The organism is Massilia sp. SYSU DXS3249 (assembly GCF_053668055.1).
The window spans coordinates 1-21,585 of record NZ_JBSIPX010000013.1; the positions used below are offsets into that span (position 1 = coordinate 1).

Consider the following 21,585-nt stretch of genomic DNA (forward strand, 5'->3'; position numbering starts at 1 on the left):
GAGTCTGGAGGACATTTGGGAACTCTCTTTCCAGGGCATCGCACACTCCATTTGTTGGCTGTGCAATGATCATAAAAGTGTTACCTATGTCTCTAGACAGGTGTTACCTATGTCTCTGTGCTAAACAAGGACCCCACCCTACGAATTACAATGTAGGGTGGAGTCCCGACTCCACGCGTCCTGAAACCATTGAACAAGCGAAATGTTGCGCTCAGCCGAACAAGCCTGCTTTCAACGCACTCCGCGTGCAATCGTCGCCGCCACCATTGGCTTCCCCGCCCGCTCCGCGATCTGCACGGCGGTGAGCCCCTCGCTATTGGTCCGCTTGCGGTCCGCCCCATGCGCAATGAGCAGCAGCGCCGTCCCATCGTGCCCCTCGCGCGCCGCCACCATCATCGGCGTGTAGGCGCCGCTCTTCAGGGGCGAGACGGCGTCGACCTTCGCGCCGCGCTCGAGCAGGAGGCGCGCGATGGCGTCGTCGCCGGCCGCCGCGGCGTAGTGCAGCGCGGTCCAGCCGGGGCGGTCGACCTTCGCTCCCTTGGCCAGCAGGGCCTCGACCGCGGGACGGTTGCGCTTGTAGGCCGCCATCATCAGGGCGGTGTTGCCGTTGGCCGCCTGCGCTTCCAGGTCGGTGCCCGGATGGGCCAGGAAAGCCTTGAACACGCGCATCGCGTCTTCGCGGATCGCCTGCACCAGGCCGGGCTCGGCGCCGAGCTGGTTGAGCTGGTTGGCGTTCACCTGCGCGCCCAGCATGCGCTCGACGGTCTTGACGTCGTCGAGCTGGACGGCGCGGAAGAAGGCGGTGAGCTGGGACGCGTTGGGCGCTGCCGGCGTGGGCTGGGCCAGTGCCGGCCCGATGCCCAGTGCCAGGACAATACTGCCGAGTGCCGTGCGGCGCATGGTGTTCATCTCATCCCCTCGCGTGCTGGAACAGCTCGAAGAAATTGTCGGTCGTGCGCTGCGCCACTTCGCGCAGCGGCAGGTCCTTCAGGTTGGCGATGAACTCGGCCACGTGCGGCACATAGCCGGGCTCGTTCATCTTGCCGCGGTAAGGCACCGGGGCCAGGTAGGGCGAATCGGTTTCGACCAGGATGCGGTCCATCGGCACCGCACGCGCCACGGCCTGCAGGTCCTTGGCGCTCTTGAAGGTGACGATGCCGGAAAAGGAAATATAAAAGCCCATCTCGATCGCCGCCTCGGCCACCTCGAGCGACTCGGTGAAGCAGTGCATGACGCCCGCCACGCCGCCGTCGTCCACGCCGGCGCCCTCTTCCTTCATGATGCGGATGGTGTCGGCGCTGGCCGAGCGGGTATGGATGATCAGGGCCTTGCGCGATTCGCGCGAGGCGCGGATGTGGGTGCGGAAGCGCTCGCGCTGCCATTCGAGGTCGCCCTCGAGGCGGTAGTAATCCAGCCCGGTCTCGCCGATGGCGATGATCTTCGGATGCCGGGCCAGCTCGACCAGCTGGGCGACGCTCGGCTCGGGCGTGTCTTCATAGTCGGGATGGACGCCGACCGAGGCATAGATGTTCGGATATTGCTCGGCCAGGGCCAGCACCGACGGGAAATCCGGCAGGTCGACCGACACGCACAGCGCGTGCGTGACCTTGTTTTCCTCCATTTTGGCGAGGATCTCGGGCATCCGGGCGGCCAGCTCGGGGAAATTGATGTGGCAGTGGGAATCGATGTACATGCCGATATTGTACGGGCAGGCCGCCGGTCGCGTCACGCGGGCGCATTCGCACGCAAACACGGCCGGACGGAGCCTTATGCGACGCGTTTGCCCAGAATAATCAGATCCCGCTCGACACCGTCGAGATTGGCCACACGCGGGAAATGCGCCCAGGTATCGAACCCGAACTTGCGGAACAGCCCCAGGCTCGGCTGGTTATGCCCGAAGATAAAGCCCAGCAGCGTGTGCACCTGGATCTGCGGGGCAAACGCGATCGCCTGCTCCAGGCAATACTTGCCGATGCCCTTGCCGCGCCATTCCTCGGCGATATAGATCGACAGTTCCGCCGTGCCGGAGTAGGCCGGGCGGCCGTAGAAATTTGAGTAGGACATCCAGCCGATGACGGCCGCATCGTCCGAGGGATCGTCCACATCGTGGATCGTCCACAGCGGGCGGCGCTCGGGCGTGTGCTCGGCGAACCAGGCTTCGCGCGAGGCGACGCTGACCGGTTCGGTATCGGCCGTGACTTCGCGCGAGGCGATGGTCGAATTGTAGATGTCGACGATGACGGGCAGGTCGTCGCGGGTGGCAAGACGGTGGACGTAGGACGGCATTGAAAAAAGAAACGAAAGTTACAGGGTGTGGGTGGCGCGCGAGGAGCGCAGCGCGGCGCCGAGGATTTCTTCGATGCGGGCCTTGGCGCGCTGGCCGGTTTCGTCGGCGGGGAAATGCACGCCGATGCCCTGCGCCTTGCTGTTGTTAGCGCCGGCCGGGGTGACCCAGGCGACCTTGCCCGCGATCGGGTACTTGCCCGGGTCTTCCATGAAGGAGAGGATCAGGTAGACCTCCTCGCCGATCTTGTAGGCCTTGTTGGTGGGCACGAATATGCCGCCGTTCTTCAGGAAAGGCATGTAGGCCGCGTACAGCGCCGCCTTTTCCTTGATGGCCAGCGACAGCACCGACGGCCGCGGTAGCAGCGAGGCGTTGGGGTCGGTTGTATTGCCGCTCATCGGGATCCTCTTATCGTGAAACAGGGCTGCAGCAAGCCGTATAGTCCAGCAACATGTCCTCGACGAAGAGCTTGGCCGACAGCGGGTGGTCGGCCGTCGCACGCCGTTCGTTGGCGGACTTGATTGCACGTAACAGGTTTGCAGTGTGCACGTTGCCGGCCAAGGCTGCAAGTTCCTTCTGATAGCGCGGATAGTAGCGCACCGTGCCGGAGAGCTTGCAGGCCAGCAGGTCGTACAGCCAGCGCTGCTGCCAGGACACGAGCGCCGCCAGCGGCGTCTTGCTCAGCTTGTCGGCCTGGCGCAGCGCGCCTTCCACGTTCGGACGGGCCAGGAAGCCGAGCAGCGTGTCGAGCTCCTCGCGGCTGCCGCTTGACGCCTTGTCCAGCGCGGCGAGCGGCGCACCGCCCTCCTCGCGCAGCCAGCTGTCGGCGTCCTGCACGCCCTGGCCCTGCAGCCAGGCCAGTGCCGCGGCGTGGTCGGGCATGGGCAGCGCGAACTTGCGGCAGCGCGACAGGATCGTCGGCAGCAGCCGGTCGAGCCCGTTCGAGGCGAGCAAAAAAACGGTGCCCGGCGGCGGCTCTTCCAGCGTCTTCAGGAGCGCGTTCGAGGCCGGCATGTTGAGCGCCTCGGCCGGGTACAGCACGACCACGCGCAGGCCTTGCCGGTGGGTCGAGATGTTCATGAAGTCGGCCAGCGATCGGATCTGCTCGATCTTGATCTCCTTTGAGGGCGCCTTGGCCGTTTTCGACTTTTTGTCGCCCTCGCCCGCTTCCTCGCCCTCGCCTCCGGGCTCGTCTTCGAGCGCTTCCGGCCGCACGCGGCGGTAGTCGGGATGGTTGTGCTGGGCAAACCAGCCGCAGGAGGCGCAGGCCTCGCAGGCGCGGCCGTCAGGGCGCACGTTCTCGCACAGCAGGGCCTGTGCGAAGGTTTCGATGAAGTCGGCCTTGCCGATGCCGGCCGGGCCGTGGAACAGGATGGCGTGCGGCATGCGCCCGCGCATCGTTTGCAGCGCGTCCCATGCGCTTTCTTGCCAGGGGTAGATCGTCACAACAGCTTCTCCAGCGCCTCGCTGATCTTCTGCTGCGTCTCCCCGATGCTCCGGGTGGAGTCGATCACGGCGAAACGCTGCGGGAATTGGGCCGCCCGGCGCAGGTATTCGGCGCGGCAGCGGGCAAAAAAGGCTTCCTGCTCGCGCTCGAACTTGTCGAGGGTGCGGGTCGCGTCCAGGCGCTCGCGCGCCACCTCGAGCGGCACGTCGAACAGCAGCGTCAGGTCGGGCTGCAGGTGCGGGTGCACCCAGGCCTCCAGCGCTTCCATCCTGGCCCGGTCCAAGCCGCGCCCGCCGCTCTGGTAGGCGAAGCTGGCGTCGCTGAAGCGGTCCGACAGCACCCAGCTGCCGCCGGCCAGGGCCGGCTCGATGACCTGGGCCAGGTGCTCGCGGCGGCTGGCGAACATCAGCAAGGCTTCGGTTTCCAGGTGCATCTTTTCATGCAGCAGCAGGTCGCGCAGCTTTTCGCCGAGCGGCGTGCCGCCCGGTTCGCGCGAGGAGACCACCGTCAGGCCGCGCTCGCTCAAGAAGGTGTTGACGAAGCCGATGTGGGTCGACTTGCCGGCCCCGTCGATGCCTTCGAAGGTGATGAACTTACCGCGAGTATGGGTCAACTGCGTCATGGTTTTGCTGCACCATTCACGCCGATGCCGCGCTGGAACTGGTTGACCGCGCGGTTGTGGTCGTTCAGGTTTTCCGAGAACTGGCTGGTGCCGTCGTTACGCGAAACAAAGTACAGCGCTTCGGTCTTGGCCGGCGCCAGGGCCGCGGCCAGCGACTCCACGCCCGGCAGCGCGATCGGGGTCGGCGGCAGGCCGTAGCGGGTATAGGTGTTGTACGCGGTATCGGTCTGCAAGTCCTTCTTCGCGATCTTGCCCTCGTAGCGCTCGCCCATGCCGTAAATTACGCTCGGATCGGTCTGCAGCATCATGCCCACGCGCAGGCGGTTCACGAACACGCCGGCAATCATCCCCCGCTCGCTCTTCTGGCCGGTTTCCTTTTCCACGATCGAGGCCATGATCAGCGCCTCGTAGGGCGTCTTGTACGGCAGGTTCGGATCGCGCTTTTCCCAGGCCGCGTTCAGGCGGTTGAGCATCATCTGGTGCGCCTGCTTGTAGATCTGCAAGTCGCTCGCTCCCTTGGCGAACAGGTAAGTATCGGGGAAGAACAGGCCTTCCGGCTGCTTGTAGTCCTGGGTCACCTTCGCCATCAGTTCGGCGTCGCTCAGCTTGGCCGTTTCCTGGCGCAAGGCCTTACTCGAACGGATGGCATCGCGCATCTGACGGAAGGTCCAGCCTTCGATGATGGTGACGGCTTCCTGCGCGAACTGGCCGCGCACCAGCTGGGTGAGCAGGCCGCGCGGCGAGGTATTCGGTTTCAGCTCGTAGCTCCCGGCCTTGATGCGGGCGCTCTCGCCGGTGACGCGGGCCAGGATCTGGAACAGGGTCGGATTGATGGGCACGCCGGCCCTGGCCATCTGCTGGGCGGCCGCGCCGACGCCGCTGCCGGGTGCGATGGCAAATTCGATTGGCGGCTCAGCCGTGGTCAGGGGCTGCTTGGACCACCAGGAAAAGCCCCCTACGGCCGCGACTGACACGATCACGCCGGTGACGATAAGTTTTTTTATTAGTGCCATTCTGTTTTTCAGGTTTGACGCAGGGTTGATGCGGCCTAAGAGCGCCTAAGAAACCCTGCAGGGCAAGGCGTAGCGCCGAAGGCAGTACGCTTGTACGGCAAGGCGCTGCAACGCAGACATGGAGCGTTTCTTAGGCGCTCTTCGGCGCGAAATGCTCGACAACTCTATAATGAGGCCGTAATGATAGCCTAATCGGAAAACATTTCTGGATTTATGAGCAACTGGACAGAACACCTGGCGTCATTGGGCGCCCGCTTCCATATCGACGAAGCGACCGCGGTCGAAGACTTCGGCCGCACCTTGACCGCCGCCGAGCTCGCGGACGGCTTCGTCGCCCCGGTGACCGACCTGGGCCTGATCGCCGTCGCCGGCGAAGATGCCGCTTCCTTCCTGCACAACCAGCTGACCAACGACGTCGAGCACCTGGGCACGGATGAAGCGCGCCTGGCCGGGTATTGCACGCCGAAGGGCCGCCTGCAGGCCACCTTCCTGATGTGGCGCTCGCTTGACGGCACCGTCTGGCTGCAACTGCCGCGCGCGATCCAGGCGCCGCTGCAAAAGCGCCTGACCATGTTCGTGCTGCGCGCGAAGGCCAAGCTGCGCGACGCCACCGACGAGGACGCGGTCGCGGCCGTGCTCGGCATCGGCGGCGCCGCCGGCGAAGCGGCCCTGCGCGCCCTGGTGGCGGAGCTGCCGGCCGCGCCCTACGGCAAGGTCGAGTCCAGCCTTGGTACCGTGATCCGCCTGGCGGACGCCTTCGGCGCGCCGCGCTATCTATGGCTGACCTCGCCTGAAGCCGGGCAAGGAGCAATCGCCGCCCTGCGCGGGCAATTGCACCTGGGCGGGAACGCCGCCTGGCGCTTGTCCGCGATCCACGCCGGCGTGCCGCAGGTGACGCTCGCCACCCAGGAACAGTTCGTGCCGCAGATGGTCAACCTCGAGCTGCTGGGCGGCGTCAACTTCAAGAAGGGTTGCTACCCGGGCCAGGAAATCGTCGCCCGCAGCCAGTATCTCGGCAAGCTCAAGCGCCGCACTGCGCTGGCGTCGAGCGACAATGCGGCCGCGCGCGCCGGCGAAGAAGTGTTTTCAGCAGCCGACCCCGACCAGCCCTGCGGCATGGTCGTGAATGCCGCGCCGAACGGCGTGGGCGGGGCCGACCTGCTGGTCGAGCTGAAGCTGGGCGCCCTCCAGGAAGAGGTGCACCTGGGCTCGGTCGCCGGTCCGCAGCTGCGCTTCCTGCCCATGCCGTACGCGCTGGACGCGCTCGACCTCTAGCATGATCGACCTTTACGTGTACTACAAGGTGCGGGAGGAGGACGCCGCGCGCCTCGAGCCGCTCGTGCGCCGCCTGCAGGCCGGGCTGGCCCCGGCCCCCTGCCAGCTCAAGCGCCGCCCGGGCAGCAGCGACGGAGTCCAGACCTGGATGGAAGTCTATCCGGGCGTTGACGAGGCCTTTGCCGCCGCGCTGGACAGCGCCGCAAGCGAAGCCGGCGTCGACGGCCTGATCGTCGGCCCACGCCGTGCCGAAGTGTTTGTGGAGCTGACACCATGTGCCTGATCGTCTTTGCCTGGCGCGTCTTTCCGGGCGTGCCGGTGATCGCCGCCGCCAACCGCGACGAATTCTACGACCGCCCGGCCCTGCCCGCCGCACCCTGGCCGGAAAACCCGAACGTGATCGCCGGGCGCGACCTGGAGCACGGCGGCAGCTGGATGGGCATCACCCGCGAAGGCCTAAACGGGCCGAAATTCGCCGCGCTGACCAACATCCGCGCTCCCGGCGAAGGCCGCGCCAACGCCCCCTCGCGCGGGGAACTGGTGGCCGACTTCCTAAAGGGTTCGCTGACGGCTGCCGAATACCTGGACGTAATCGCCGCCCGCGGCGACGTCTACAACGGCTTCAACCTCGTGCTGGGCGACGCGAGCGACCTCTACTGGTACTCGAACCGCGCCGGCAACGACGAGCGCAACGGCAAGCCGCTGGAAGCTGGCCGCATCTACGGCATCTCGAACGGCCTGCTCGACGAAGCCTGGCCGAAAGTTACCCGCACCAAGGCCCAGTTCGCCAGCCTGCTGTGCCAGGGCGCGCCGGAAGACGCCTATTTCGAGATGCTGGCCGACACCACCCGCGCGCCGGACATGCGCCTGCCGGAAACCGGCGTGCCGATCGACCTGGAGCGCGTGCTGTCGGCGGTGTGCATCGAAACGGCGGGCTACGGGACGCGGACCTCGACGGTGGTGAAGCTGTACGAGAATGCGCCGGCAGAGTTGCACGAGCGGATACTTCGGCCCTGATCGGTTGCATTGCGGTACAGCCGTCCCCGACGGGTTTGAGCTAGATCAAACGTCGCGACTTCGTGCGCGTTACCGTCTGGGTTTTCACCCACGGAGGATGCCATGCGCACACCTTCTTTCCTGATCGCCCTCGGCGCCGCCGCCCTGCTGGCAGCCTGCCAGATGCCCGGCAAGCAAAGCGGCAACATCAACGAGCTGCCGAACACGAACCCGACCGCAACCAGCACTGACCTGGCCACCGGCGCCGCGGCGCGCGAGTAGCCCGGGCCGGCCCGACGCGCCTGCCCTACAGGCGCGAGCGCAGCATGTCGCGCACATGCGGCGTGGCCGCGTACGGATCCGGCGGATTCTTCCCCTGCACGATCGCCTCGGCGTGCTCGCGCACGCCCTCGAGCGCCTGCGGATGCGAGAAGACGTAGAACCGGCCCGTGCGGATCGCCTCGAAGGTCATGTGCGCCACGTCGCCGGCCGACACCTTGCCCGACTCGACCGCTTTCACGGTCAGCGCCTGCGCCGCCAGCTGGCTGGCCGTCGGCGGCGCGTCCGGCTTGAGTTCCTCGGGGCGGTTGCGGTGCGAATGGCTGATCCCGGTCGGCACGAAATACGGGCACAGCACCGAGGCGCCGATCGGAGCGCCGACCAACTGCAGGTCGTGATAGAGGGTTTCCGAGAGCGACACCACGGCGTGCTTGGAGACGTTGTAGACGCCCATCGCCGGCGCGTTCAGCAGGCCCGCCATCGAGGCGGTGTTGACGATGTGGCCCTCGTAGCCGGGATCGCGCTCCGCGCACTCGAGCATGGCGCGGGTGAAGACGCGCACGCCGTGGATCACGCCCCAGAGGTTCACGCCCAGCACCCATTCCCAGTCGGCCTCGGTGTTTTCCCAGACCAGCCCCCCCGAGCCGACCCCGGCGTTGTTGAACACCAGGTGGATGCCGTGAAAGCGCGCGATGGCCGCGTCCGCCAGTTCCTGCACGTGCGCGCCCTTGCTGACGTCGCAGACCATGGCCAGCACCTCGGCGCCGCCTTCCAGCAATTCGTCGGTGGCCCGCTCCAGCGCGTCGACCTGGATGTCGGCGATCACCAGCTTCATGCCCAGGCTTGCCGCGAGATCCGCGAACTCACGGCCGAGGCCGCTGCCGGCGCCCGTGATGACGGCCACCTTGCCATTGAAATCTTGCATGCGCTTCTCCCTTCAGACGGCCGACACGCCGCCGTCGACGGCCAGGATCTGGCCGGTGATGTGCTTGCCGGCGTCGGAGGCGAACAGCACCACCGCGCCCTTCAGGTCCTCGTCGTCGCCGAGGCGGCCCAGCGGCGCGTCCTTGGCCAGCGCGTCGGCGCCGATCGTGGCCAGCACGCCCTTGGTCATCTTGGACGGGAAGAAGCCGGGCGCGATCGAGTTGACGGTGATCCCGTGGCGGCCCCACTCGCCGGCCAGCGCGCGGGTGAAATTGACCAGCGCGCCCTTCGAGGTGTTGTAGGCCAGCGTGCTCATGGTGCCCGGCGGGTTGCCGGCCAGCCCGGCGATCGAGGAAATGTTGACGATGCGCCCGTAGCGGCGCGGGATCATCGACAGCTTGCCGACCGCCTGCGAGACCAGGAAGATGCTGCGCACGTTCAGGTTCATCACCTTGTCCCAGGCCTCGAGCGGATGCTCCTCGGCCGGCGCGCCCCAGCTGGCGCCCGCATTGTTGACCAGGATGTCGATGTGGCCGAGGCGGCGCAGCGCTTCCTCGACGAAAGGCAGCACGTTCGCCTCCTGCGCCAGGTCGACGGCGATGCTGGACGCCTCGATGCCGCGCGCGGCCAGGTGGGCGACGGCCGTGTCGAGTTCGTCCTGCTTGCGCGAGGAAATCACGATGCGCGCGCCCTGCTCGCCGAGCGCCTCGGCCATCTGCAGCCCGAGGCCGCGCGAGCCGCCCGTCACCAGCGCGGTTTTGCCTTGCAAATTAAAGAGTTCCTGGGTGGTGCGCATGCCGTCTCCGTGATTGTCTTCTTGGGTTCAGACTTCGTAATCCATGCACTGGCGCGCCTCGCGCACCGCGCCGATGAAGGGCACCAGCGCCTTGTGCGTCGGATGCTGGATGTAGGCGTCGAGGGCCTGGCGGTCCTCGAATTCCGAATACAGCACGACGTCGTAGGTCGCTTCCAGGCCCGGCTGGGCCAGCGTCACTTCGAAGGCCAGGATGCCGGGCACGATGTGCGCGCATTCGTCGAGGCGGCGCTTCATTTCGCGGGCATTGGACAGGCGGTCGGCGCCTTCGGCCTCTTCCTTCAACTTCCACATCACGATGTGTTTGATCATATCTTTTTCGAATCTCAGCAGTTAATACGAAAGGATTTGCATATCACGGCGCCGCTTCGTTGCGGCGTGCCGATGGTCAGAATAGCACTTCAGTACGGTCGTTCGCAAAATAGTGGCTGTAAAAAAAACCGGCTGTTCGGGATCTTCCCGCCGGGGACGCTGTCGAACAGCTGAGTGAGGGCGGCATTGCCCGTGTTTCCGTCCGGGCACAAGCGAGCGCATCAATTGAAGCGAGGTTTCCAGCCGGGCTCGCCGAAGTTTTGCGTAAGTTTGGAGTAAGTTTGAAGCAAGCATGACGTAAGTTTAACGGTCCACACTCCGTCACAGCTGACACAAGTATCGGCTGACTGATCGGCTATCCGCTGACTTATATCCGAAGCTTTACATTACTAAACGGAGACAAACAATATGGCTATCACACCCGGCATGACCGCAGGAGGCAAGGCAGCGCCTTCCTCCGGGGCGATGACCAAGGAAGAACGCAAGGTGATCTTTGCGTCCTCGCTTGGGACGGTTTTTGAATGGTACGACTTCTACCTCTACGGCGCCCTGGCCGCCATCATCGGCAAACAGTTCTTCCTCGGTGACCCGACCACCTCCTTCATCTTCGCCCTCCTCACCTTCGCGGCCGGCTTTATCGTCCGTCCGTTCGGCGCGCTCGTGTTCGGCCGCCTCGGCGACATGATCGGCCGCAAGTACACCTTCCTCGTCACCATCCTGATCATGGGCGCCTCGACCTTCCTGGTCGGCCTGCTGCCCGGCTATGCCACCATCGGCATCGCAGCCCCGATCCTGCTGGTGACCCTGCGTGTCCTGCAGGGCCTGGCCCTCGGCGGCGAATACGGCGGCGCCGCGACCTATGTCGCCGAGCACGCGCCGGAAGGCAAGCGCGGCTTCTTCACCGCCTGGATCCAGTGCACCGCCACGGCCGGCCTGTTCCTGTCGCTGCTGGTCATCCTCGGTACCCGCACCGCCGTCGGCGAAGCCGAGTTCACGGCCTGGGGCTGGCGCATTCCCTTCCTGGTCTCGGTGATCCTGCTCGGCATCTCGGTCTGGATCCGACTGGCCATGGCCGAGTCGCCGGCCTTCGTCAAGATGAAGTCCGAAGGCAAGACCTCGAAAGCCCCGCTGTCGGAAGCCTTCCTGAACTGGAAGAACGCCAAGATCGCGCTGCTGGCCCTGTTCGGCCTGACGATGGGCCAGGCAGTCGTCTGGTACACCGGCCAGTTCTACGCCCTGTTCTTCCTGACCCAGACCCTGAAGATCGACGGCCCGACCGCCAACATCCTGATCGCCATCGCGCTGGTGCTGGGCACCCCGTTCTTCCTGGTCTTCGGCTGGCTGTCCGACCGCATCGGCCGCAAGTGGATCATCCTCGGCGGCATGCTCCTCGCCGCGGCGACCTACTTCCCGATCTTCAAGGCCATCACGGCCTATGGCAACCCGGCGCTGGCACAGGCCATCGCGACCTCGCCGGTCAAGGTCGTGGCCGATCCCGAGTCCTGCAACTTCCAGGTCGACCCAAGCGGTACGCGTAAATTCCCGGCCTCCTGCGACATCGCCAGCCGCATGCTGACCAACGCATCGGTCAACTACGACATCGTTCCCGCCCCGGCCGGTTCGGTGGCGCAAATCATGGTCGGCGACAAGGCGATCCAGTCCTTCAACGCCACCATGACCGCCGACGGCATCGACTTCGACGCCGACAGCAAGGCTCGCCAGACGGCACTGAACAAGGAAGTGGTCGCCACGCTGAAGACCGCCGGCTATCCGGAGAAAGCCGACCCGGCAACCATCAACAAGCCGATGCTGGTGCTGCTGCTCTTCATCCTGATGCTGTACGTGACCATGGTCTACGGCCCGATCGCGGCGATGCTGGTCGAAATGTTCCCGACCCGTATCCGCTACACCTCGATGTCCCTGCCCTACCACATCGGTAACGGCTGGTTCGGCGGCCTGCTGCCGACCATTTCGTTCGCCCTGGTTGCGGCCAACGGCAACATCTACTACGGCCTGTGGTATCCGATCATCATCGCCCTGATCAGCCTGGTGATTGGCGCCCTCTTCGTCCGCGAGACGAAGGACAACAACATCTACGCCAACGACTGACGCGACCCGTCTTTCGGAAAATGGAAATGCCGCTGGAAACAGCGGCATTTTTTTCGTTTATCAGACCAATCGGCCCAGTTCCGCTGGCCCCAACCCGCAAGCTCACTCGCGCTGGCTCACCAGGTAGGCGCAGCGCCGCGCTCCCTCCAGCTGGTGCTCGATGCGCACCACCGTCACCCCCGGCCCCAGCACGCGCCGGAAGACCTCCAGCTCCGAGCGGCAGAACTGCTGGCAGGCCTGGGCCGCGGTGCAGATCGGGCAATGGTTCTCGACCAGCAGGATGCTGCCGTCGACCCGCGGCTGGGTCTCGGCCATGTAGCCTTCCAGCGAGCGCGCCTCGGCCAGCGCCGCCACCTGGTCGTCGAGCGTGGTGCGCGGGTCGACGCGCTCCCGGTAGGCGCGCTCGCTGGCTTCTTCGCGCGCCGCGATCAGGCGCTCCAGTCCGCTTTCCCCGAACAGGGTGCGCACGCCCTGGATCAGGTCGAGCGTCAGCTCCGCATGCCGGTCCGGAAAACGCGCATTGCCGCGCTCGCTCAAGGCCCAGCGCCGCACCGGGCGCCCGACCTTGCCGGGCGTGTCGGCGTGAACGACCAGCCCTTCGGCCTCGGCCGCTTCGAGGTGGCGGCGCACGCCCATCGCAGTCAGCCCGATCAGGCCGGCCAGCGCCTGGGCCGTCTGCGCGCCGCGCGTCTTGAGCAGCATGAGGACCTGGTCGTAGGTATTCATTTCGCCTCCACGGCCGTTGCGCCCGCGGCCACCGCGCGCGTGCTCCAGTTGCGCATCGCCAGCGCCGCCCAGGCCGACATCAGCCCGCCCACGACCAGCACCAGGCGGGTGTCGAACAGCGTCAGGATGCCCCCGAGCAGCGCCATCACGATGTTCGCGAGGCAGAAGGTCGTCGACAGCAGGCCCATCACCGCGCCCTGGCCGTAGCCCGCGAACTGGTCGGCCGCCCAGCCCTGCAGGGTGGCGTTGTAATAGGCATGCGGCAGGCCGAACAGGACAATGGCGCCCAGGCCGACTTCGAGGCTGCCGAAAGCGACCGCGAGGATGGCCAGCGCGGCGAAACCGGCCTGTCCGCTGGCACGGCGCCGCGGTTCGCGCGTGCTGGCCCGCCCCGCGAACAGCGCCGCGAAAGTCATCAGGGCGCACATGCCCATGTTCACCACCGCAATGCGGCGCGCATCGTAGTCGCCGACGTCGACCAGCCACAGCGGGAAGAATTCGTAAAAGGCCGCCACACCGCAGGCATACGCGAAATGCACCGTGAACAGGGTGCGTAGCGGCGCGTGCCGCAGCAGGGTCAGCGCATGGCGGTCGCGTGCGACGGCCCACCAGCTGCCCTCCTTAGGCGCCGTGCCCTCGTCCGCCCCGCGTTCGAGCGAGATCGCGGCCAGCGCCGCGCCCACCAGCAGGGCGCCGGCGGCGATATAGAACGGCAGCGTGATCCCGGCCGACACCGTGAAGCCGGCCAACAGGGGACCGAACAGCCAGCCCAGGTGGAAGGCGCCGTTCAGCCAGGACAGGGCATGGTTGCGCAGGCTGCCGGTGAGGCGCTCGGCCAGCATGGCGCGCATGATCGAGCCGTTACCCTCGAGCAGGCCGGTGACGAAGCGCGCAAGCAGGAACAGCGGATAGGAGCCGGCGACCAGGGCCAAGCCTGTCAGCGCATGGCCGACCGCAGCCCCCACGGCCGTGATCAGGAGCACGCGGCGGCGTCCCAGGCGGTCCGACACCGGCCCCAGCACCGCGCTGCCGATCAGCAGCCCGACCGGGTTCACCATCAGCGCAATGCCGAGCAGCAGGGTCGGCGGCAGCCCGAGGAAAGTCGTCAGCGGCGTCGGCTCGCCGGCGAAGAGCGGCGCCAGGATCGGATACGGCAGGGATGCCCCGGTCGTGGAGAGCAAGCCCAGCAGGCAGGCGCTTCCGATCAGCACGGCGGTCTTCATCGGCTCTCCATGGCGTTGTCGTGTTTGCCATGCTAGCGCTGCCTGGAGAATAAGTAAACGGAATTGTTGACTTATTGATTTGCCAGTCCGTGACCGGACGCTTGCGGGCGCTTACGCGGTCGCCGCCTGTTCCTTCGTGCGCCTGAGCAGGTGGCGTATGCGCGCGCTCAGCGTACCGACGTCGTAAGGCTTGCGCAGCAAATGCACGCCGGCTTCCAGCCTGCCTTCCTGGCTCAGCACGCCCTCGGCATAACCGGACGTGTACAGGATCTGCGCCTGCGGCAGATGCAGGCGTACTTCCTCGGCCAGCTGTAAACAGGTGACCGGGCCCGGCATGATGACGTCGGTGAACACCAGGTCGATCGCCTGCCCGCTCCGTACGATGTCGATCGCCGCCAGCGCGCTGGCGGCGTCCAGCACATGGTAACCGAGCAGGGACAGGCTTGCGCAAGTGGCCCGGCGCACATTCTCCTCGTCGTCCACCACCAGGATGGTTTCCGGGCCTCCCTCCAGCCGGGACATGGACACGGTCTCCTGAGGGACTGGCTCGGCATCGCAGACGGGCAAGTAAATCTTCACGCTCGTTCCTTCGCCGGCGGCGCTGGAAAGGACGATTTCCCCGCCCGACTGCTTGACGAAACCGTAAGCCATCGACAAACCGAGGCCGGTACCCTGTCCTTTCGGCTTGGTCGTGAAAAACGGTTCGAACACGCGCGCCATGATATCCGGCGTCATCCCTTTGCCGTTGTCGGCCACTTCAAGCACCAGCCAGCGGCCCGGCGGCAGGTCCTCGGGCAATGCTGCGCCGGCCCCGACATTGGCCGCGCGTAATGTCAGGGTACCCCTCCCGCCCATCGCGTCACGCGCGTTAAGGGCCAGGTTCAGCAAGACATTATGCAGCTGGTTCGGATCGACCAGGATACTGGCCAGGTCATGCGCGACGTCCGTCACGACGTTCAGTCCGGGCCCGAAGGTCCTGCACGCCATGTCGTCCATCTCACGCAGAAGATGTCCGGGATTGGTGGGGACCGCCTGGAGCGGTTGCTGGCGTGCGAACGCCAGCAGGTGCGAAGCCAGCTCGGCTCCCCGCCTGACCCCGGTCAGCGCCGCGTCCACGCGCACGTTGCCGCCTTCCTTGATGCTGCCGCTCAGTTTCAGCAGTTGCAAATTGCCGCCGATGATTTGCAAGACATTATTGAAGTCATGGGCCACGCCGCCGGTCAGCTGGCCGATCGCTTCCATTTTTTGCGAATGAAGCAGGGCCGACTGGCTGGCGGCGAGGTCTTCCTGGCTGCGGCACAAGGAAGTAAATGCGGCATCGAGCTGGCGGCGGGCGATGCTGGAATTGCTGTGGTAGCGCACGCGCGCCACGAGTTCGCGCGGGTCAGGCCACTTGACAAGGTAATCGCTGGCGCCGACGTCGAAGGCCTCCGCTTTTCGGTCCGGATTGATGTCCGACGACAATACGATCACGGCGACATGTTCCGTAGCCGGGTCGGCGCGCAGCCGCCGTATCACATCGAAGCCATCGGCCCCCGGCATGCGCATGTCGACCAGGACGACGGTTGCGGCCATTTCCTTTGCCAGATCGACGGCTGCTTCGGCTTCCCCGGTGAAACGAAAGGTATGGGGCCCACTCGCTTTCAATGCATGGGAGACGATGTCGTTGGCAAACGACTCGTCGTCGATGAGCAGGACGGAGGGTGGTTGAAGTAGTCGTTCGGTCATTGCAACAGCCGGAGATTGGCAAACATAAGGCTCTGCAGGAATGGTGGGCATCCATTCTAGCGTTTCGGGGCTTGCACGATCATCGCGAAAAACGCTACCTCCAGGTCGCATGCGGTGCGACATGCAGGCGCTCAAGCGATGCATTCGGCGAGTGCAGCCACCCTCATGCATCGAGTCCGTGATGGATGGCGTAGCGTATGAGTTCCGCGTTGCTCCTGAGCTTGAGCTTCAAGAAAATGCGGCTGCGGTAGGTATTGACGGAGCTGATGCTGATGTCGAGCCTGGCCGCCACCTGCTTGACGGGGTGCCCCAGTGCCAGCAGCCTCAGCACCTGCAATTCACGGTCGGTGAGGCGCTCGTGTGCGTGGCGGGGATGGGGCGACGATACTTCGTGGGCGAGGATGTCCGCCAGGCGCTCGCTCAGGTAGCGTCCTCCGGCATGCACTTTATGGATGGCCGTCAGCACGACATCCACCGTCAGCGACTTCGGGATATAGCCGGCGGCGCCGAGTTTAAGGGTGGGAATGCCAAAACGCTCTTCGCTGTGCGAACTGAGCACCAGCACCCGGATGCCGGGAAAGCGCTCGACCACCGTGCGCAGTGCATCGAGCTCGTGGATGGGGCTGAGCGTGAGGTCGAGCAGCAGGACGTCGATCTCCACGCTGTCGAGGACGGCAAGCGTCGATGGCAGGTCCGCAGCCTCTCCCACGAGCATGATATCCGGATCGACGGACAAGACCTTCTTGACGCCCTCCCGCACCAGCTGGTGATCGTCGGCGATGACAACGCGGATCATGTCGGAATGGCGCCCCGTAAAAGTGACGTACTGAAGAATGTTAGCAAGAATGCTCGCTGTGATTCGTGCTCATTGTGATTCGTGCTCATTGTGATTCGGAAATGAAATCTGGTGCGCTCGGTACGAGGCGAAGAAGAAGTGGAGACGCAGCGGCAGCCGGCTGTGGCTTGTCCACGCTCGGGCGCATGGTGGACTGCGCGAAGGCGCCGGCCTGCCCGCCAGTGCGCGATGATAGGGAGATCCGGCGCCCGGCGCGATGGGCAAAGTCGCGACGGCTTGCCGTCATTTCTGCGACACGATGTAGGACTATGCCCCATCGCCGGCGATGCGGCGATGCAGCGGGCCTCGCGCCCGTGCCGCGCGACAGGCTGTCGCAATCCATCCGACTTCGCCGCTCGTCCGTATCCGGGTAAGCTCGACGGTTTCGCTGCACCCGGCAGCCCTTCATTTTGGACGAACATGATTCTGCAAGAGCCGAAGCGCCGCGTGCTGGTGGTAGACGACAACAGCGATGCAGCCGAAACGCTGGCATCCTTGCTGACGATCCTCGACTGTACGGTGCAGGTCGCCTATTCCGGCGCCGAGGCTCTGTTGCTGGGGGATAGGCTGCACCCGGAATGCGTCGTCCTCGACATCATGATGCCTGGCATGAACGGCTGCGAGCTTGCACGGCGCATGCGCGAACGCGCCTGGGGGCGGCATGCCTGCATCGTCGCGCTGACGGCGTGGGGCGACGACGACACCCGGCGTCGCACGGCCGAGGCAGGCATCGATATTCACCTGATGAAGCCCGTCAGCGCCCAGCTGCTGCTCGGCGCGCTCAAGAGCGGCCACGCATGAGCCCGCGCCCGCCACGCCATGCAACACGCATTGTGCTATCTTGGAATGACTGGTTGAAATGGCCGCAACACCACGAGGACGCTGGTACGCATGGTAGATGACGAAGCACCGATCGGGAATGGCGGGCCGCGCAACGAGTCGCGCTTCTCGCCGGACCAGTTTCGCCTGCTGTTCGAGTCCGCTCCAGGGCTGTTCCTCGTACTGATGCCCGACACGCTAGAAATTGTAGCGGCAAGCAACGCCTACCTCGACGCGACCATGGTCACGCGCGCACAAGTGATGGGCCGCGCCATCTTCGACGTTTTTCCCGACGATCCGGAAGACACGGACGGCAGCGGCGTCGCAGCCCTGGGCGCGTCGCTGCGGCGCGTCCGGCAAACGCGTGTCCTCGATGTGATGGCGGTGCAGCGGTATCCGATTCGCCGGCCCGGCGGCGGATTCGAATTGCGTTACTGGAGCCCGGTCAACTCGCCTGTCCTCGATACGGAAGGACGGGTGTCCTTCATCATCCACCGCGTGGAGGACGTGACCGATTACGTCCTGGCCAACAGGCCTGCCGCTACCGATGCATCCCAGGCCAAGACCACGCGGCTCGAAGCGGAAATCGTGCTGCGCTCGCACGAACTCAAGCGCATGGCCGACTCGCTGGCGCTGAGCGAGCAGCGGCTGCGCTACGTGACCCGCGCCACCAACGACGTCGTCTGGGACTGGAACATGGCGGACGATGCCCTGTGGTGCAGCCGCAGCGCCCTGGAGCCGCTCGGCAGCGTACTCTCGGGCTCGACCCGCCTGGCGGACTGGCAAGCCTGCATCCATCCCGAGGACCGCGGGCGGATCGGCGCCAGCCTGCGCGCGGCCGTGGCGGCGCGGCGCGAAAACTGGGCGGAAGAATACCGGCTGCTCCTGCCCGGCGAGATCGAGTGCCATGTGCTGCACCGCTGCTTCATCGTCATCGACGAGCACGGCGGACCGCAGCGGATGGTCGGCAGCATCGCCGACCTGACCGGGCAGAAACGCCAGGAAGCGCGCCTGCGCATGCAGGCCGAAATGCTCGATTACGCGACCGACGCCATCCTGGTGCGCGACCTCGACAACCGCGTGGTGTACTGGAACCAGGCCGCGGCCGCGCGCTACGGCTGGAGCAGCGAAGAGATCATCGGCCGGCCCGTCGCCGAGACCCTGTATGCCGAATGTGCGCCGTCCGACTTCCAGCATGCGATGCAGGTGCTGATGCGGCACGGAGACTATTCCGGCCGGATGGTGCACTCTGCGGCGGACGGCCGCAAGCTCGTCGTCCACGTGCACTGGATTCTCGTTCGCCGCGAGGACGGCACACCGCGGGCCATCCTGTCGGTCGTCACCGACCTGAGCGAGCAGATCGCGCTGGAACAGCGCCTGCTGCAGATCGAGAAGCTCGAATCGCTCGGCCGGCTGACCGGCGGCCTGGCCCACGATTTCAACAACTGGCTGACGGTCATTCTGGGGAATGCCGAAGAACTGGTCGACGCGCTCGACGACCAGCCGGAGTTGCGCGAGATCGCCCACATGATCCAGATGGCCGGCGAACGCGGCGCCGAACTGACGCGCCGCCTGCTGGCGTTCGGGCGCAGGCAGCCGCTGACACAGCAAATCTTCGCCGTCCGCGACGCCCTCGAATCGATCCGCCCCTTCATCGCCCGCAGCCTGCCCGAGACGATCGATCTTCAACTGCTGGGAATGGAACACAAGTGGTGCGTGTACGCCGACCGCGCGCAACTCGAGGCAGCCATCGTCAACCTGTGCATCAATGCGCGCGATGCCATGCCCGATGGCGGAAAGCTGACGGTCGAGCTGCTGCTCGTCGAACTGGAAGCGCAGGTGAGCGCGCTGAACAAACCCCTGCCCCCGGGCGAGTATGTGGTGATCGCGCTCGCGGACAACGGCCATGGCATCCCCCAGGATGTCATGGACCACGTATTCGAACCCTTTTTCACGACCAAGGACGAAGCGTCCGGCAGCGGGCTGGGCCTGAGCATGGTGTACGGGTTCGTCAAGCAGTCGAACGGCGACGTCACGATCTATTCGGAGCGCGGCCGCGGAACCCAGGTGAAGCTGTATCTGCCGCGCGCCCACGCCGAACCGGACGCCCGGCCCGCGCCGGCGGCCGGGGCCGGCATGCGGCCGCCGGCCGGCAGCTCGGTCCTCCTCGTCGAGGACGACCCGATCGTGCGTGCCCATATTCTCGGCCAGTTGCGCGAGCTCGGCTGCGTGGTCACGGAAGCATCGAGGGCCGAGGAAGCGCTCGCACGGCTGGCCGGCGGCGAGCACTTCGACCTGCTGTTCACGGATGTCGTCATGGCCGGCGTTTCCGGCATCGAGCTCGCCAGGCAGGCGCGCGCCATGCGGCCCGGCCTGCCCGTGCTGCTAAGCTCAGGCTATACCTTCGAAGCCATGCGGCACCAGGATGAGCTGGGCCCGGAAGTCCGCTTCCTGAACAAACCCTACGGGAAGACCGTGCTGGCGCAGGCCCTGTACGAGGCCCTGGGCGCCGCCGGGAGGCTGCAGTGAACTCGCCGGTCGACGGCAAACGCGAGCGCGACGCCGTACGGCGCCGGATGCTTGCCTTCGCCAGCCTGGTCGAGCACCTCGCCGTCCCGATCGACCTTGCCTCGCTGGGAACCCAGGTGCTTGCCGGCCTGCGCGACGATGCCCTGTCGCTGGCCGTCTATCGCTATATGGAAGACGGGACCCTGACCCTGCTGCTGGACGCCGGCTGCACGCAGCCGCCGCCGGCACGGGCCGGCAACCTGGAACAGGCATGCTGCGTGGCGCTGGACGACGCTTACGCTTCTGCTTTCGCTTATGCAGGCGAAGCGCGTATCGTCGATATCGGCCAGGCGCGCAGCGCCTGGATTGGCGACGCCGCCGCCGCCCTGGCCGCCGTTCCATTTGGAGGGCGCAGCGCGCAGGAGGTGCGCGGCGTGGCCCTGGTCGCGCTCCGGCAGGCCGACCACGGCCCGTCGCTTGCCGCCCTGCTGGAACTGGCTGTCCACACGCTGGCCCAGGCGCTCCAGCGCGATGCCGCGCCATCCCTGGGACAGGACGGCTTGACGGCCGGGCAGATCCGGGTGCTCCTCATCGACGATGAAGCGCTCCTGGTGGCCCATGTCAAACGCATCCTGGAGCGGGCCGGCTTCGCCTTCCATGCGGCGCAGACCGCAGGCGCCGGCTTCGACCTGGCATTGTCGATCCAGCCGGACGTGATCCTGATCGACAAGGTCATGCCGGACATGGACGGCATACAGCTGCTGAGGATGATGCGCAGGGACGAATCGCTCTCCACCGTCCCCGTCATCATGCTGTCGGGCCAGGCCGACGAAGGAGCGCAGGTTGCGGCCCTCGGCGAGGGCGCCGACGATTTCGTGGTCAAGCCCTTCAGTACGAAAGACCTGGTGGCGCGGATCGAGGCCAACGTCCGCCTGGTGCGCCTGCGGCGCGACGCGGTATGGCGCCAGGGCGAGTTGCTGCGCCTGCGGCAGTCGCAGCAGGAGTTGCGGACCCTGCTCGACACGGTCCAGCGGGTGCGCGGCGACGAGCGGCGCATGCTGGCGCGCGAAGTGCACGACCAGCTGGGCCAGATCCTGACGGCAGCCAAGATCGACCTGCGCCTCTTGCAGGACCGGGTGGCGGCGCCCGCCAGGCAGCCGCCTGCGGACGAGCTCTCGCGGGAACTGAAAGCGGTGCTGTCGAGCGTCGACCTGGCGATCGCCGCGGTACAGGATATTTCGGCGCTGCTGCGCCCTCCCGAGCTCGAGGAGGGAGGACTCGTGGCAGCGCTCGGCTGGCAGGCGCAGGACCTGCAGCGGCGCACCGGCATCGTTTGCAGCGTGCTCTACGATCCGACGGATTATGTGGAGCAGCACCCGTTCGTGGCGGGGGAACTCTTGCGGATGTGCCAGGAAGCCCTGACCAACGTGCTGCGCCACGCCGGCGCGACGCATATCCTCATCCAGGTCGCGATGCGTAACGCCGCGCTGCTCGTCAGGATCTGCGACGACGGCAAGGGTATCGCGCGAGGACGCCTGCACGATGCGGCGTCCCTCGGCCTGAAAGGCATGCGCGAGCGGGCAGCCAGCATCCGCGCGAGCATCCACATCTACGGCCGGCGCGGCCGCGGCACCATGGTGGCGATCCGGCGCCGGCTGGCTTACCGCTGAA

Annotated in this window: 22 protein-coding genes; 8 read left to right on the plus strand and 14 right to left on the minus strand. The window is 66.0% G+C overall.

What is annotated here, in order from left to right; genetic code table 11:
- Window positions 1-231 precede the first annotated feature (231 nt).
- From ACWCIA_RS15460 to mltG, 7 genes are all read right to left on the minus strand, one after another.
- Window positions 232-909, minus strand: a complete 678-nt coding sequence (locus ACWCIA_RS15460; protein ID WP_454164704.1) for an ankyrin repeat domain-containing protein — start codon at window positions 907-909, stop codon at window positions 232-234.
- Window position 910: 1 nt separating this feature from the next.
- A complete protein-coding gene (locus tag ACWCIA_RS15465) occupies window positions 911-1,693 on the minus strand; it encodes a TatD family hydrolase (RefSeq protein WP_454164706.1) in 783 nt (260 codons plus the stop codon).
- A gap of 74 nt (window positions 1,694-1,767) precedes the next feature.
- Window positions 1,768-2,286: an N-acetyltransferase family protein gene (locus ACWCIA_RS15470; protein WP_454164708.1), complete on the minus strand. Its 519-nt coding sequence runs from the start codon at window positions 2,284-2,286 to the stop codon at window positions 1,768-1,770.
- 18 nt (window positions 2,287-2,304) lie between these two features.
- Window positions 2,305-2,682: a PilZ domain-containing protein gene (locus tag ACWCIA_RS15475; RefSeq protein WP_454164710.1), complete on the minus strand. Its 378-nt coding sequence runs from the start codon at window positions 2,680-2,682 to the stop codon at window positions 2,305-2,307.
- A 10-nt stretch (window positions 2,683-2,692) separates the two neighbouring features.
- Entirely contained in the window at window positions 2,693-3,730 is a 1,038-nt protein-coding gene (locus tag ACWCIA_RS15480; protein WP_454164712.1) for a DNA polymerase III subunit delta', read from the minus strand.
- Window positions 3,727-4,353, minus strand: coding sequence for a dTMP kinase (tmk, locus tag ACWCIA_RS15485; RefSeq protein ID WP_454164714.1), 627 nt, complete (start codon window positions 4,351-4,353; stop codon window positions 3,727-3,729). The genes ACWCIA_RS15480 and tmk overlap by 4 nt, the downstream gene beginning before the upstream one ends.
- Window positions 4,350-5,366 (minus strand): endolytic transglycosylase MltG, encoded by a 1,017-nt coding sequence (mltG, locus tag ACWCIA_RS15490; protein WP_454164716.1) that lies wholly within the window; start codon window positions 5,364-5,366, stop codon window positions 4,350-4,352. Before mltG ends, tmk begins: the two co-directional genes overlap by 4 nt.
- A gap of 213 nt (window positions 5,367-5,579) precedes the next feature.
- Between mltG and ygfZ the strand changes: the two genes are divergently transcribed.
- The 4 genes from ygfZ (at window position 5,580) to ACWCIA_RS15510 (ending at window position 7,919) form a co-directional block, all read left to right on the plus strand.
- The gene (gene ygfZ, locus ACWCIA_RS15495) at window positions 5,580-6,641 is read left to right on the plus strand and encodes a CAF17-like 4Fe-4S cluster assembly/insertion protein YgfZ (RefSeq protein WP_454164718.1); all 1,062 of its coding nucleotides are present in this window, start codon (window positions 5,580-5,582) and stop codon (window positions 6,639-6,641) included.
- 1 nt (window position 6,642) lies between these two features.
- Complete coding sequence (locus ACWCIA_RS15500; protein ID WP_454164719.1) at window positions 6,643-6,924, plus strand: DUF4936 family protein; 282 nt, start codon at window positions 6,643-6,645, stop codon at window positions 6,922-6,924.
- The gene (locus ACWCIA_RS15505) at window positions 6,915-7,658 is read left to right on the plus strand and encodes an NRDE family protein (protein WP_454164721.1); all 744 of its coding nucleotides are present in this window, start codon (window positions 6,915-6,917) and stop codon (window positions 7,656-7,658) included. The genes ACWCIA_RS15500 and ACWCIA_RS15505 overlap by 10 nt, the downstream gene beginning before the upstream one ends.
- A gap of 102 nt (window positions 7,659-7,760) precedes the next feature.
- Window positions 7,761-7,919, plus strand: a complete 159-nt coding sequence (locus ACWCIA_RS15510) for a hypothetical protein (RefSeq protein ID WP_454164723.1) — start codon at window positions 7,761-7,763, stop codon at window positions 7,917-7,919.
- A 25-nt stretch (window positions 7,920-7,944) separates the two neighbouring features.
- On the opposite strand, the gene ACWCIA_RS15515 is transcribed toward ACWCIA_RS15510, so the two are convergent.
- From ACWCIA_RS15515 to ACWCIA_RS15525, 3 genes are read right to left on the minus strand one after another with little or no spacing between them, the layout of a single operon-like run.
- The gene (locus tag ACWCIA_RS15515; protein ID WP_454164725.1) at window positions 7,945-8,841 is read right to left on the minus strand and encodes an SDR family oxidoreductase; all 897 of its coding nucleotides are present in this window, start codon (window positions 8,839-8,841) and stop codon (window positions 7,945-7,947) included.
- A gap of 12 nt (window positions 8,842-8,853) precedes the next feature.
- Window positions 8,854-9,636 carry an SDR family oxidoreductase gene (locus ACWCIA_RS15520; RefSeq protein WP_454164727.1) on the minus strand — a complete coding sequence of 261 codons (783 nt, stop codon included), beginning with the start codon at window positions 9,634-9,636 and terminating at the stop codon, window positions 8,854-8,856.
- Between the two features lie 27 nt (window positions 9,637-9,663).
- Entirely contained in the window at window positions 9,664-9,966 is a 303-nt protein-coding gene (locus ACWCIA_RS15525) for a Dabb family protein (protein WP_454164729.1), read from the minus strand.
- 408 nt (window positions 9,967-10,374) lie between these two features.
- Here ACWCIA_RS15525 and ACWCIA_RS15530 point away from each other — a divergent pair, with 408 nt between their 5' ends.
- Complete coding sequence (locus tag ACWCIA_RS15530; protein WP_454164731.1) at window positions 10,375-12,075, plus strand: MFS transporter; 1,701 nt, start codon at window positions 10,375-10,377, stop codon at window positions 12,073-12,075.
- 102 nt (window positions 12,076-12,177) lie between these two features.
- Here ACWCIA_RS15530 and ACWCIA_RS15535 read toward each other — a convergent pair whose 3' ends face one another.
- The 4 genes from ACWCIA_RS15535 to ACWCIA_RS15550 all read right to left on the minus strand — a co-directional run bounded on the left by ACWCIA_RS15535 (window position 12,178) and on the right by ACWCIA_RS15550 (window position 16,548).
- Window positions 12,178-12,801 carry a helix-turn-helix transcriptional regulator gene (locus ACWCIA_RS15535; protein WP_454164733.1) on the minus strand — a complete coding sequence of 208 codons (624 nt, stop codon included), beginning with the start codon at window positions 12,799-12,801 and terminating at the stop codon, window positions 12,178-12,180.
- The gene (locus ACWCIA_RS15540; RefSeq protein ID WP_454164734.1) at window positions 12,798-14,024 is read right to left on the minus strand and encodes an MFS transporter; all 1,227 of its coding nucleotides are present in this window, start codon (window positions 14,022-14,024) and stop codon (window positions 12,798-12,800) included. Before ACWCIA_RS15540 ends, ACWCIA_RS15535 begins: the two co-directional genes overlap by 4 nt.
- 111 nt (window positions 14,025-14,135) lie before the next feature.
- Window positions 14,136-15,752, minus strand: coding sequence for a response regulator (locus ACWCIA_RS15545; protein ID WP_454164736.1), 1,617 nt, complete (start codon window positions 15,750-15,752; stop codon window positions 14,136-14,138).
- Between the two features lie 163 nt (window positions 15,753-15,915).
- Window positions 15,916-16,548: a response regulator gene (locus ACWCIA_RS15550; RefSeq protein ID WP_454164737.1), complete on the minus strand. Its 633-nt coding sequence runs from the start codon at window positions 16,546-16,548 to the stop codon at window positions 15,916-15,918.
- A 459-nt stretch (window positions 16,549-17,007) separates the two neighbouring features.
- Between ACWCIA_RS15550 and ACWCIA_RS15555 the strand changes: the two genes are divergently transcribed.
- The 3 genes from ACWCIA_RS15555 to ACWCIA_RS15565 all read left to right on the plus strand — a co-directional run bounded on the left by ACWCIA_RS15555 (window position 17,008) and on the right by ACWCIA_RS15565 (window position 21,584).
- A complete protein-coding gene (locus tag ACWCIA_RS15555; RefSeq protein WP_454164738.1) occupies window positions 17,008-17,388 on the plus strand; it encodes a response regulator in 381 nt (126 codons plus the stop codon).
- 90 nt (window positions 17,389-17,478) lie between these two features.
- Window positions 17,479-19,935: a PAS domain-containing protein gene (locus ACWCIA_RS15560; protein WP_454164739.1), complete on the plus strand. Its 2,457-nt coding sequence runs from the start codon at window positions 17,479-17,481 to the stop codon at window positions 19,933-19,935.
- Window positions 19,932-21,584, plus strand: a complete 1,653-nt coding sequence (locus ACWCIA_RS15565; RefSeq protein ID WP_454164740.1) for an ATP-binding response regulator — start codon at window positions 19,932-19,934, stop codon at window positions 21,582-21,584. The genes ACWCIA_RS15560 and ACWCIA_RS15565 overlap by 4 nt, the downstream gene beginning before the upstream one ends.
- The last annotated feature ends 1 nt before the right edge of the window (window position 21,585 follow it).